We start from the raw sequence: 13087 nt of genomic DNA on the forward strand, positions 1-13087 counted from the left end.
TGGTCAGTGGCCGACGGCCGGGAGCGCCCGGGACACGCTCCGGAGCACGGCCTCCCGTTCGTCGTTGAGGAAGAGGTGGCCGCCGGGGAAGACCTCCACCTCGGTCCGGCCGGTGGTCAGCTCGGCCCAGCCCTGGAGGTGCTCCTCGGCGACCCTGGGGTCCGCGTCACCGCCGAAGGCCGAGACGGGGCAGGTGAGCAGCTCGCCCGGCCGGTAGACGTAGCCGGCGAACAGCGAGAGGTCGGCCCGGAAGGTCGGCAGGATGAAGGCGGCGAAGTCCGGGTTCTGCAGCAACACCTCCGGCGTGCCGTTGAGACGGCGGAGCTCGTTGATCAGCTCCTCGTCGGAGAGGTCGAGTTCACTCGGCTTCCTGGACTCGTGGGCCGGTAGCGCCCGGCAGCCGGACACGGTGATCCGGACCGGCTCCAGCCCCTGCTCACGCTGCAGCCTGCGGGCGAGCTCCCAGCTGACGATGGCGCCCATGCTGTGCCCGAAGAAGGCGAACGGCCGGTCCAGGTACGGGAGCAGGGCGGGGAGGAGGACGTCCAGCAGCTCTTCCAGGTCCGCGATCGGCCGGTCGAAGAACCGGTCCTCCCGACCCGGGAGCTGCACGGCGAACGCCTCCACTCCTTCCGGGAGTCCGGCGCCCCACCCCCGGAAGACCGAGGCGCCTGCCCCGGCGTACGGGAAGCAGAAGAGCCGGAGGGCGCCGGGCTCGGTCCGGCCGGGAATCGGCCGGACCCAGCTCTGGGCGGTCTGCGGTGGTGCCGGGTGCATGGGGTTCCGCTCCTACGGGTCGGGAGGGGTCGGGAGGGCCGGGGCGCGCTCAGGCGCCGTGCCAGGACTTCCAGAGCGCGGCGTAGCCGCCGCCGGCCGCCAACAGCTCGTCGTGACTGCCCAGTTCGGTCACCCGGCCGCCTTCCATGACCGCGATCCGGTCCGCGTCGCGGGCGGTGTGCAGGCGGTGGGCGATGGCGATCACGGTGCGTTCCTTGAGCACGGCCGCCAGCGAGCGCTCGGTGTGCCGGGCCGTGGTCGGGTCGAGCAGGGAGGTGGCCTCGTCCAGGATCAGCGTGTGCGGATCGGCCAGGACCACCCGGGCCAGGGCGAGTTGCTGGGCCTGCTGGGCGTTCGGACGGAGCCCGCCGGCACCGAGTTCGGTGTCCAGCCCGTCCGGCAGCTCGTCGACCCAGTCGATGTCGACGGCGGCCAGCACCGCGTGCAGGTCCTGGTCGGTCGCGGCGGGCGCGGCGATCAGGAGGTTGTCCCGGACGGTGCCGAGGAAGACGTGGTGCTCCTGGGAGACCAGGACGACGTGTCGGCGCAGCTGGGCCGGGTCGAGCTCGGCGACGGGCACCTTCCCCACGGTCACCCGTCCGGTGCGGGGCGTCTCCGCCCCGGCCAGCAGCCGGCCCAGCGTGGACTTGCCGGCTCCGGACGGGCCGACGATCGCCAGCCGCTCGCCCGGACGGACGGTGAGGTCGACGCCGTGCAGGACGTCCCGCTCGCCCTGGTAGGCGTACCGGACGTCGACCACGTCGATCCGGTCGTCCTCGGGCCGGCCGCCGCCGGTCACGGCCGGGGCGTCCATCCGGCCGAGGCCCTCGACCCGGGCGAAGGAGGCGTTGCTGCGCTGGAGTTGGTCGAGCCAGAGCAGGATCTTGTCCAGCGGCTCGGAGAGCTTCCAGAAGTAGAGGGCGCAGGCGACCACCGCGCCGGTGGTGACCGCGCCGGTGTCGCGCAGGGCGGCGCCGAGCAGCAGGATGCCGGCGACCGGGGCGATGTACGAGAACTCGACCACGGGGAAGAGCACGGTGCGCAGGCTGAGGGTGTAGGTGCGGGTGGCCCGGCAGTGCTCGACCGCCTCGGCCGTGGCGGCGATGCGGCGGTCCTGGAGACCCAGGGCCTCGACGGTGCGGGCCCCCGTCGCGGTGGAGGTGAGGATCTCGATCAGCGCGGAGTTGGCGGCGCCTTCGGCGAGGTAACCCGTGTGTGCGCGGCGCAGGTACCAGCGGGTGGCGAACCAGATTCCGGAGAGGCAGAGCAGCCCGCAGATGCCGAGCAGCGGGTTGACCGCGAGCATGGCGACCAGGATCAGGAGGATCTGGACGAGCGCCACGGAGACCTCCGGCCCGGCGTCGCGCAGGGTGGAGCCGACGGTGGCGACGTCGGCGGTGCCGCGCGTCAGCAGGTCGCCGACGCCGGCGCGTTCGGCCACCGAAGCGGGCAGGGCGAGGGAGCGGTCGACGAACCGCTCTCGGATCCGTGCCAGGGTCCGCTCGCCGAAGCGGTGGGCGGCGTAGCGGGCGAAGCGTCCGAGGAGCAGCTGCGCGAGCGCGAAGCAGAGGATGCCGAGGGCGAGTCGGTCGACGTGTCCGGTGCCGGCGCCGCCCCGGACGTCGTCGATGATCCGGCCCAGCAGCCAGGGGCCGCCCAGACCGGCGGCCGCGGCCAGTCCGTTGAGGGTCAGCATCGCGGCGACGGCACGGCCGTCCTGCCCCACCAGGCGCACGGCGGCCCGGCGGACCTCGGCGGGGCCGGCGATCGGGAGCCGTCCGGGGTCGGTCTGGGTCTGAGCGGTCATCGGACGGCCTCCTCGGCGGGCGTGGACTCGGTGGCGGTTTCGCCGCGAGCCACCAGCGCGCGGTAGCCGGGCTCTGTCGCGAGCAGTTCCTGGTGCGGGCCGGCCGCCGCCAGACGGCCGTCGACGAGGTAGCAGACGGTGTCGGCCTGCTCCAGGAGGACGGGGGAGGTCGAGGTGAGGGCGGTGGTGCGCCCGGTGCGCGCCCGGCGCAGGCCGGCGGCCATGGCGGCCTCGGTGTGGGCGTCCACGGCGGAGGTGGGTTCGACCAGCAGGAGCACCTCCGGGTCCGCCAGCAGGGCGCGGACCATCCGCAGCCGTTGGCGCTGACCGCCGGAGAGGTTGCTGCCCTGGGCCTGGATCATGGTGTCCAGGCCGTCGGGCAGTGCCTGCACGATGTCCTCCGCCGCGGCGTCTCGGACGGCCTGGGCGATGGACGGGCCGGTGTGCTCGGACCGGCCGTCGACCACGGTGCGCAGCGCGCCGGAGAAGAAGTCGGCGTCGTTGTCCGCCACCACGATCCGCCTGCGGATCTCGGCCAGGGCGATCTCGGCGAGCGGCACGCCGCCCCAGGTCGCGGCGGATGCGCTGTACCGGCCGAGCCGGTCGACCACGGCCGCGGATTCGGCCGGGCGAGCGCTCACGATGGCGGTCAGCCGGCCCGGGGCCAGTTCCACACCGGTGTCGGCGTCGTGCAGTGCCGACGGCTCGTCATGGGCCGGTCGCAGTGTCGCGGCGTCTTCGAAGGCGGGCTTCAGGTCGAGCATCCGGACGACCCGTCGAGCGGCGACCAGACCCCTGGTGAGGTCGTATCCGCCCTCGATGAAGTTGGAGACCGGTACCACCAGGACGGCGACGTAGCCGTAGACGGCGACCAGGGTGCCGATCGTGATGGTGCCCTCGGCCGCCATCCGGGCGGCCAGCCAGGTCACCAACGCGAGGAAGAGGGCGGGCAGGCCGACCGAGAGCGCTTGGATCCAGCTGGTGACGGCGCCGACCCGGTAGCCCTCGGCCTGCAGGTCCTGCGATCCGCGCAGGTAGCGGCCGGCCAGCATGTCCTTGCCGCCGATGCCGTTGAGTACGCGCATGCCGCCGACGATGTCCCCGAGCCGGGCGGTCAGCGCCCCCTGCTGCGCGCGGTACTTGGACTCCGCGCCCTGGAGGCGTTCCAGCAGCGGTCCGACCACGACCGCGAGCAGCGGCACTCCCAGCAGGACCACGAGGGCGAGCGTGACGGAGACCGACAGCAGCAGCGCGGCCGCCACGATGTACGCGACGACAGCGCCGACGCCCGGGCCGGTGATCGTCAGTGTCTGGCTCATCTGCGCGACGTCGCCCACGCCGATGCTGGCCACCTCGCCGGCCGTCACCTTGCGGGGCAGTTCGGCACCCAGCCGGGTGGAGTGCGCGACCACAACCTTGATGGTCCGGAAGGTGGCGTCCATCCGGACCCGGGTCATGATGCGGTGGCGCATGATGCCGAGCCATGCGTTGAGCAGCGCGGCGCCGACCAGTGCCGCCACCCAGCCGACCAGGACGCCGGTCTTCCCCCGCTGGAGCCCGTCGTCGATGGCACGCTGCATGAGGTACGGCGGCAGCAGGAGGCCGACCATCCAGAGGGTGCCGATCACCGCACCGCCCGTCACCCGTCGGCGCTGACTCATGGTCAGCCACCACAGGTAACGCGCGGCACTTCGGTGGTCCGGGGTTCCCGGATCGGCGTACGAATCCGTCATGAGTGAAATCCTAACCATCTTTCCTGGGCCATATCCAGATTTTCCTTCCACCTCCCGACCGCCTGTGGCTATAGTCGCCACGGACGGGAGGTGGTCATGATGAAGAAGCAGCTTCGGGGAATCTGCGCAGGCTTCTAGAACTGGCTCGACCAGGCCCAGGGATGCCGAAGTGCGGGGAGAAGAAGCGTTTCTCCCCGCATTCTTCTGCCTTCAGAGAATTCGCCAAGTATTTTCCAGTGAAACTTCTGCCAGGGATTTCTCGAACCCCTTGGACATATTGATCAGACCGGCCTCGATCGACGCCGCGAGAACGGCCGGGAGATTTCCGTCGAGATAATCGCGGCTCGCGCCCACTCCGATGAGGATTCCCTTCCCCGTGGCCACGGCCAGGTGGAAGTTCGGCCCCGACCGCTGGGTGGACGGACGCCACTCGATCCCGGTGCGCAGGGAGGACCCGGCGGCCGGCTCGGCGTCCACCTCGCCGAGGAAGTTGTAGTGCTTGGCGAAGGCGGTGGGATCCGTCTCCGGCAGGCCGGCCTCCCGGAGACTCTCCTTCAGCGCGTCGACGTCGTAGCAGCCGTTCATGTACGCCGCCATGGACTGGACGTAGCAGGCCCTCAGGTACTCCAGCGGGTGGGCCTCCTCGTCGACCGTGACGGTCACCGGGGCGAACTGGTTGAGCGAGCCGACCAGCGGCACCCACCGGGTGGTGAGCCGGTTGGCGGCCATCAGCGCGAAGGTCATCCGCTCGGTGCGCTTGAGCCGGGACAGCGCGAGCGCGCCGACGCCGAGCACCACCGACTGGACCGAGATCTTCAGCCGGTCGGAGAGCTCCTGCGCGGCGGTCAGTCCCTCCGGGCTGTAGAGCGATGCCCGGCGTCGCTCGGTGGCGTCCGCCGGATCCCGGTCCGCCGGGACGAGCCGGCTCCAGGCCTCGGTCCAGTGCCGGACGCTCCGGGTGCCCGGTTCCTCCTGCTGCTCCCGCGCCATGTCCAGCGGCTGCACCACCGGCCCGAGCGCCCCGCCCTCCAGGAGGACGCCGAGTTGCTCCTCCAGCACCCGCAGCGCACCGTTGTCGGCCGCCACGTGGTGGATCACGGTGACCAGGTGGAGCGCATCCCCCTGGTGAGTGGTGACGAACGCGCGCCACGGCAGCTCGGTCTCGATGTCGATCGGCTCGACGGCCGCCTCGCCGCCCAGCCGCAGGGCCGCCGCGAAGCTGTCCTCGGCCAGCTCCCGCGCGGCCACCCGGGACGGGCGGTACGGGTGGACCGTCTGGGCCGGCGTCGGGCCGCTCAGGTCGTAGGTGGTCCGCAGCGAGTCGTGTTTCTCCACCAACTGGAGCCAGGCGTCCATGACTTGGGCCGCGCCGAGACCGAACGGCACCTCCCAGACACTGACCAGATTGGCGACCGCCCGATGGTCGGGGCCGTGTGTCTCCAGCGAACGCAGGACCGACAGCTGACCGTATGTCACTGCCCCCGTCCGGAGCTCGCTCACAGCCGGGCCGCCCGGACGGCGAACTGACCGAGCATGGTCTGCTGGATCTGCGTCGTGCCCTCGATGATCTCCATCACCTTGGCGTCCCGGTAGTGGCGCTGAACGGAAGCCTCCGCCCCGATGCCCTGGGCGCCGTGGATCTGCACCGCGTCGGCGGCCGCCTTGACGGCGATCGTCGAGGTCCGGTACTTCGCCAGCAGGGTGTGGTTGACGGACTCCGTCTCGCCGCGCTCCTTGCTCACCCCGGCGTGGTAGCAGAGCAGCCGGGCCGTGACGGTGTCGGTGAGCATGTCGGCCAGCAGCTGCTGGACCAGCTGGTGGTTGCGGATCTCGGTGCCGTACTGGGTGCGGCGGCCGGCGTACTGCGTCGAGGCCTCCAGGCAGGTCTGAGCCAGGCCGACCGAGCCCCAGGCGGTGCTGTAGCGGCCGAGGTCGAGGGCACTGGAGGCGACGAAGGTGAGGCCGAGGCCGGGACGCCCGACCAGGTTGGCGGCCGGGATCCGGCAGTCGTCGAAGGTGATTCGGCCGAGCATCGAGCCGCGCAGGCCGAGCAGGCCCTCGATCGGCTCCACCGACAGGCCGGGAGTGTCCCGCTCCACCAGGAAGGCGGTGTGCTGCCCGTCGAACGCGGCGAAGACCAGGAAGAGGTCCGCGATCTGCGCGAAGCTGATCCACTTCTTGGTGCCGCGCAGGACGACATCGGCGCCGTCGGCCGTCGCCGTGGTCCCGACGGCGGCGGCGTCACTGCCGACGTCCGGCTCGGTCAGGGCGAAGGCCGCCAGCGTTCGGCCCGAGGTGATCCGGGGAAGCCACCGCTGCTTCTGCTCCTGCGTTCCCCACTTGTGGATCGAGTGGGCGACCATGTCCTCCACGGCCACGAGGTTGCGGATCGACTGGCAGCCTCGGCCCAGTTCCTCGGTGAGCAGTCCGTATTCGACCCAGTCCATGCCGAGGCCGCCGAACTCCTTCGGGACGGGCGCGCCGAGGTAGCCCTGCCCGGCCAGGTCGGCGACGGTCTCCCGGGAGACCGCTTGCTCGCGGTCGCAGCGGTCCGCCTGCGGGACCAGGACGCGGTCGGCGAAGGCACGGAACTCGGCGTGGCGCTCGGCCTGCTGCGGGGTGAGGTGACTGAGTATCAACGCATTCCTTGCGAACGTGAGGGCGGGCACATCGCTCCGGTGGGAGCGGTGGCATCCGGCTCGGAAGAGGGAGGCTCAGCCGGCGGTGGCGGCGGCGAGGGCCGGTCCGGCGTCGGCGGCGGTGTACCGCTCACGGCCGGTCAGGTTGACCAGGACGACCTGGTCCGGGGTGATCCGCCGGGCCGCGGCCTCGTTGCGCAGCGCGGCGATGGTCGCGGCCGAGGAGTGGCAGACGTCCAGCCCCTCCAGCTCGCGGAGCATCGTACGGGCCTGGACCAGTTCGTCCTGGCTCACCGAGACGATGGAGCCACCGCTCTCGGTGGCGATGTCCCGCATGTAGGGATAGGTGGCCCGGCCGTCGCCGAGCAGGATGGCCCGGGCCAGACCTGTCGGGTGCTCGATGACGTCGTCCTCGGTGAGCTCGGCCCGTCCCTCCCGCCAGGCCACGGCCATCGGCGCGCAGGTGTCCTGCTGGACCATCACGAAGCGGGGCGAGGAGGTGAGCCGGCCGCAGGCGAGGTACTCTGCCACGCCCTTGCGTACGGCCATCATCCCCATGCCGCTGCTGATGGCCTGGACGACGACGTCGGGCTTGTCGTCCATGGCGTCGAAGGCTTCCAGGTAGGTGAGCTTCAGGCCCTCGCGACGGGCCCAGTTGAAGAACCCGCCCTCCCAGACCAGCCCGTTCCGGGCTGCGAACTCCTGGGCCGCCCGGGTGGCTTGTGCGTAGTTGCCGTCCACCACGGTGAGGGACACCCGGTCGCCGGTCTCGATGTCGTGGTCGCCGGTGAAGTCACGGCCGCAGAAGAAGTGTGCCCGCATCGAGGGGTCCCTCCGCACGGCGCGGGCCAGGGCGGTGGAGCTGTTCCCGGTGCTGGAGGCGACGAACTCCTTGATCCCGAACTGCCGGAACACGGCCAGGACCACGGAGGCCAGCCGGTCCTTGGTGGTCCCGGTCGGCTGCTGGGACTCGTCCTTCACCCAGAGGCGGGGCAGACCGATGACCGCTCCGAGGCGCGCGGCCGGACGGCAGGGGGTCCGCACACTGATGCTCGCGTCGAGTAAGTGCTCGGATTCGACCGGAAGGAAGTCCAGGTAGGTCAGCTCAGGCCGGTCGCCGTCACGCTCGGTGACGTTCTCCAGGTTCATCCTGGGATCGAGCGCACCCGAACACTGGGGACATCGGAGCCGGAATTCCGGATCGGATTCCCAGCCGCAGTCGACGCATAACAGGCGGTACCTGGGTGGCGCTTCGGCTGTTGCACAGTGGTCGACGACCGGCATTTTGCTTTTCCCCCACAGAAGTTACCGGAGAATGGACCGACTGACCCGAATCTGTGCCGGAGCCACGATGCCAGTACATCTTCATATGACCGAGTTGACCTGCATGGACCGCCTGATCGCCGTGGCGTCACGGCGCGGCCTCTCAGGCCAGCGCTTCGCACCGGCCTCCCATGAGGGCGCGCGACACGAAGCCGTCGGGCCCGCGGGGCACGTCGCCGACGACGGTGGTGCGGTGAACGATCCGCTCCTCCTGGAACATCAGGCCGTCCACCGGACCGGCATGGGCCACGGAGCGGTTGTCCCACATGACGAGGGTGTCCTGCTCCCAGCGGACCCGGGCGTGGATCTCGTCCCGCCCGGCGAGCTCGTCGAGGAGGAAGTCCAGCAGGGCCGCGCTCTCGCGGGGCTTGAGACCGCGGATGGCCTGGAGGAAGACGGCACTGACGAGCAGGCTGCGCGCACCGGTCTCGGGGTGCACCCGCACCAGCGGGTGCACGGCCGCGAAGGGGCCGGCCGGCTTGCCGTCGAAGCGGGGCGCCGCTGTCGGGACGTGTCGGGAGTGTATCGCCTGCAAGGTGTCGACGTACCCCCGCAGGGAGGACGACAATCCTTCGTAGAGCGCTTCCAGATCGGCGAAGAGAGTGTCGCCGCCGACCGGTGGAATCTCGACACCGCGCAGAATGGTGATGGCGTTCGGATTGACCACGAAGGTGCTGTCGACATGCCATTCGGTCCGCAGGCGCCGCGGTGTCGTTCCCTTCAACGGATGACTGAGGCCGGCCTCGGCCTCGACCAGCGCCCGTCGCTCCTCCGACAGCGCGGTCCGCAATACGGCGGGGGCTTCGCTCAGACCGTTCACGATGGGATGTGCCGCAGTGGCACCACCCAGAGCATTGGTGAGTTCAACCTGTTGCGCGTCACTCATCGGCTGATTCCGGAAAACGAGAACTTTGTGACGCACCAGGGCCTCGCGAAGGCGGGCCACTACGGCCGGCGACAGCTCCGCCGCGAGATCGACGCCTTCCACCTCCGCGCCAGTGATAGGCGTGAGAGGCCGAAAAGTCATTTCTGACACCAGATCCCCCAGCGGTGAGTGCCTGTGCGATCAAACGTCGGTCACCCTACCCCAGGGTACCCACGTCCTGTCGAGCCTTCGACCAGGGAAAGCGCGCCGACTTGACAAACTGTTGCTTCACTACGCCCGTTTCACACCAATCTCGCCCACCTGACCCAACGCGACACAATCTGGACATCAACCATCTCCCAACCGGAAAAAGAGACTTGACGATGTCTCAGCAAGACCATAGGGTCAATTACCTGCATAGACCTCGAATGCAAGAGATCTGGAACACAAAATGTCGAACGCACAGTCCGACGACTTGATGTCGGTGATTTCCGAAGTATTCGCCCCCCTTGAAGTCGCACTGGACAGCACTTTCGACGATCTCGGAGCCACCTCCGTGTCGCTGCTCCGCCTGATGGTCTCGATCCAGAGCACGTTCGACGTCGATCTGGACGTCGTCGACATGTTCACCGTGGCCAACGTCGGTGAACTGGTCCAGCTCGTCGAGGAGCGGATCCCCGCTTCGAAGTAGTCCCGCCGCGGACGGACCCGAGCGATCCCGTCGCTCGCCCCGGGGCCGGCGCATCCACACGAGGATGCGGGGTCGGAGTCCGTCCCCGCCGTCCCCGTCCCGAGGCCTCGTAGAAGGTCGAAGTCCCCGTGCAGGCCGCCGCCGGAGCTCCGGCTCGAGGCCCGATCGCACCCGGCCGGGACAGTCTGTCGCACCTGACGTCGCCGGTGGACACCGACGCCCGGCCGAGCCGGCCCTGGCAGCCTCGCGACCGCCTACGCGGGCGGTTTCCAGGACCGTCCGGCCCGAAGAGCCAGCAGCCACTGTCCAACCGCCGAAAGAGACATCGTGACCGCCTACCCAGCCGCGAAGTACTTCCTGTCGAGCTACATCTCCCCGCCCGGCAGCTTATCCGTCATCGCACCGCGCCATGATCAGAACATCGCGCTCTGGCGCAGTCACGACTCGCGGGTCGAACTCGTCAGAGTCTGGGAGCTCGAGCGCGTCAGCGGACAGAAGCACCACTTCTGGCCGCTCTTCACCGTCGACCGCTACAACAAGGTGCTGACCGAACTGCTCGCGGCCGAGGGGCTCTGCCTGGAGGACGTGAGCCTGTCCTGGGGCACGCCCGGCCTGCCGCACCACGCCGACATCAAGCTACCGGCGGGCACCGAGGACTTCCCGGTCCACAGCCTCGCCCATCTCTACAGCGGACTGCTCCTCGACTCCGAGGTGTTCCGCAGCGAGACCATCATCGGACTGGCCCTGGACGGCCGGCCCGACTTCGGCCTCGACCGGACGGGCAAGAAGTACTGGTACACCGGCTGCGTGTCCGCCAAGGGCGACGTCGACTTCGCTCCGGTCGAATCCCCGGCCCCGATCTACGACGCCGCGTCCTCGGAGTTCGGCAGGGAGCCGGGCACCCTGATGGCCCTGGCGTCGGCCTGCCTCACCGAAATCGCCTTCGACACCGAGGCGGCGGTGCGGGAGCTGGAGCTGTTCGGAGGCCGGCGAGTACCGCTGGTCGACACACTTCCCTTCGTCCAGGCCGTGATTCGTGCGGCCGAGTCCCAGCTGCCGTCCATGGAGCTGGACAGCCGCTTCACCCGCCAGGAGCACCTGCAGTCCGCGGTCATGAAGATCGTCCAGACGGCCTGCGAGCTCGTCATGGTGCGCAACGTCGACCGGCTGCTCGAGTCGGCAGGGGTGGACCCGCGCCAGGCGTACCTCTCCCTGAGCGGGGGCTTCGCCCTCAACTGTCCGACCAACTCCTTCCTCCTGCGCCGCTACGGGTTCAAGGGCCTGCTCACGCCGCCGAGCGCGAACGACTCCGGCCAGTCCCTCGGGATCGGCCTCCTCGGCCTCCTCGGCGAGGGGCTGCTCCCGGGCGGTGGCTTCCGGCTCGAGTCCGCCTACCACGGCTCCGAGCTCACCGACGTCGAGAGCGCGCTGCAGCACTTCGACGACTTCATCGAGGACGTCGAGGAATTCACCGAGGCCCGGTTCGTCGAGGACCTCTCCACCGGACCGCTGGTGTGGGCGGACGGAGCGGCCGAGATCGGTCCGCGCGCACTGGGCCACCGGAGCATCCTCGCCGATCCCCGCTCACCCCGGTCGAAGGAGCTGCTGAACGACTGGAAGAGCCGGCAGTGGTGGCGCCCCGTGGCCCCGATCGTCCTGGAGGAGTACAGCGGCGAGTGGTTCGAGGACCCCTGGCCCTCGCCCTACATGCTCGAGACGGCGTACGTGACCGAGTCCAAGCGCCGGCTGGTCCCGGCCATCCTCCATCTCGACGATTCGGCCCGGCGTCAGACCCTGTCCGCCCAGACCAACCCCCTGCTCCACCGGGCGATCGAAGCGTTCCGGCAAGCCACGGGGGTGCCGATGGTGTGCAACACCTCCCTGAACGACAAGGGTGAGCCGGTGGTGGACACGGCGGCCCAGGCCCTGAACTTCGCCATCCGCAAGGGCGCTGCCGTCGCCTACATCGCGGGCCGCCGCGTCCGGTTGCGCACGGAGGCCGCCGGCCGGAGCCCGGTTCCCACGCGCCGGCACGATCGCCGCGAGGAGCTCTTCGCGGGCCAGGAGCAGGACCGCGACGCGATCTGGGAGTCCTGGGCCGAGTCGGGCTACACCACCGCGGCCATGGTCCTGATGTCCCGCTCCCCCGAGCTGCGCGATCAGACGTTGGCGAAGCCCGCCGTGGTCAACCAACTGGCCGAGGTCGCGAGCGCCCGCGACGCAAGCGGCACGCTGGCCCTCGCCGCGGCGAAGCACGCCCGGATGTTCGGCCCGGACGCCGTCTTCGACACCGAGTCCCAGGAAGGCGCGGCTTTCTGATGTGACATCGGTTCCCGTGCGCCGGGACGGGACGGATGTCACGCGCGCACCGCCGGCTCCCGGGATTCTCCCGGTCCGGACGGTGCCAGGGAACCGGGTGCCGCGCCCGCGGAAGCCCTGGAACGGCCCTCCGGACCGTCCGACGTCCGCCGCCCGACGGCCCTGGTCCGGCGGCGTCCCGCGCGCCCGGCACTCTCCCACCAGCCACCGTCCGGCCGGCCGTGCCGTCATGACCGGCTCCGCTCCAGCAGTACGGAGGATCAACGCAGTGAACACGAGATCGCTCTGGGCGCACACCTCTGACATGGCTCACATGGGCGAGGAGTCCCGGGCCGGGCACCCCTCGCACGCGGTCGTGACCGAGCGGATCGCGGCACTGCACGGCGAGGAACCGTTCGAACTGCTCGACTGCGGTGTCATCTCCGGGGTCACCTACCGCCACCTGCTGACGGCGGGCCTGGAGGTCGACTACACCGGCATCGACATCAACGAGGCCGCCATCGACGACTGCCGCGCGCTCCACCCCGAGGCGCGGTGGGAGCAGATGAGCGTCACCGACCTCACCTTCCCCGAAGGCTCGTTCGACGTGGTGAACTGCCGGCACGTGCTGGAGAGCCTGCCGTACTACGAGACCGCCGTCCGCGAACTGTTCCGGGTCTCCCGCCGCACCGTGGTGATCTGCATGTTCCAGGTGCCTCGGGAGACCGAGGTGCTGCTGCGGCGCGAGACGGCCGACGGCTACATCTGGCTCAACCGCTACGCCGCCGGCCCGTTCGAGGCGCTGCTGCACTCGCTCTCGGAGACGGTCGAGATCATCGACGTCCCCGCCGACCACCGCCGCAACCAGGTCTACCTCTGCACCAAGCGATCCGCGTAGCCGTGGCCCGTTCCGGCGAGACGGGTGACGTACGTCCTGCCCCCAGACTCCTCGAG

The 13087-nt window shown here is 70.2% G+C and carries 10 protein-coding genes; 3 read left to right on the forward strand and 7 right to left on the reverse strand.

Features of this window, described 5'->3' with window-relative positions; genetic code table 11:
• Positions 1-3 precede the first annotated feature (3 nt).
• The 7 genes from ACFVUY_RS39905 to ACFVUY_RS39935 form a co-directional block, all read right to left on the reverse strand.
• Positions 4-777: a thioesterase II family protein gene (locus ACFVUY_RS39905; protein ID WP_387736936.1), complete on the reverse strand. Its 774-nt coding sequence runs from the start codon at positions 775-777 to the stop codon at positions 4-6.
• 49 nt (positions 778-826) lie between these two features.
• A complete protein-coding gene (locus ACFVUY_RS39910; protein ID WP_387736937.1) occupies positions 827-2584 on the reverse strand; it encodes an ABC transporter ATP-binding protein in 1758 nt (585 codons plus the stop codon).
• Positions 2581-4317: an ABC transporter transmembrane domain-containing protein gene (locus ACFVUY_RS39915; protein WP_387736938.1), complete on the reverse strand. Its 1737-nt coding sequence runs from the start codon at positions 4315-4317 to the stop codon at positions 2581-2583. Before ACFVUY_RS39915 ends, ACFVUY_RS39910 begins: the two co-directional genes overlap by 4 nt.
• A 210-nt stretch (positions 4318-4527) precedes the next feature.
• Positions 4528-5793 carry a condensation domain-containing protein gene (locus ACFVUY_RS39920; protein WP_387736939.1) on the reverse strand — a complete coding sequence of 422 codons (1266 nt, stop codon included), beginning with the start codon at positions 5791-5793 and terminating at the stop codon, positions 4528-4530.
• A 20-nt stretch (positions 5794-5813) separates the two neighbouring features.
• Positions 5814-6956, reverse strand: coding sequence for an acyl-CoA dehydrogenase family protein (locus ACFVUY_RS39925; protein ID WP_387736940.1), 1143 nt, complete (start codon positions 6954-6956; stop codon positions 5814-5816).
• A gap of 75 nt (positions 6957-7031) precedes the next feature.
• On the reverse strand, positions 7032-8105 hold the full coding sequence (locus ACFVUY_RS39930) for a pyridoxal-phosphate dependent enzyme (RefSeq protein ID WP_387694279.1): 1074 nt from the start codon (positions 8103-8105) through the stop codon (positions 7032-7034).
• A 277-nt stretch (positions 8106-8382) separates the two neighbouring features.
• A complete protein-coding gene (locus tag ACFVUY_RS39935) occupies positions 8383-9306 on the reverse strand; it encodes a TauD/TfdA dioxygenase family protein (RefSeq protein WP_387694280.1) in 924 nt (307 codons plus the stop codon).
• A 289-nt stretch (positions 9307-9595) separates the two neighbouring features.
• Here ACFVUY_RS39935 and ACFVUY_RS39940 point away from each other — a divergent pair, with 289 nt between their 5' ends.
• From ACFVUY_RS39940 to ACFVUY_RS39950, 3 genes are all read left to right on the forward strand, one after another.
• Positions 9596-9835 carry an acyl carrier protein gene (locus ACFVUY_RS39940; RefSeq protein WP_387736941.1) on the forward strand — a complete coding sequence of 80 codons (240 nt, stop codon included), beginning with the start codon at positions 9596-9598 and terminating at the stop codon, positions 9833-9835.
• A gap of 327 nt (positions 9836-10162) precedes the next feature.
• Complete coding sequence (locus ACFVUY_RS39945) at positions 10163-12154, forward strand: carbamoyltransferase C-terminal domain-containing protein (RefSeq protein ID WP_387736942.1); 1992 nt, start codon at positions 10163-10165, stop codon at positions 12152-12154.
• 268 nt (positions 12155-12422) lie between these two features.
• Entirely contained in the window at positions 12423-13031 is a 609-nt protein-coding gene (locus ACFVUY_RS39950; protein ID WP_387736943.1) for a class I SAM-dependent methyltransferase, read from the forward strand.
• Positions 13032-13087: the final 56 nt, after the last annotated feature.

It is taken from the genome of Kitasatospora sp. NPDC058063, assembly GCF_042885395.1.
Taxonomy (GTDB): Bacteria; Actinomycetota; Actinomycetes; order Streptomycetales; family Streptomycetaceae; genus Kitasatospora; species Kitasatospora lactacystinica.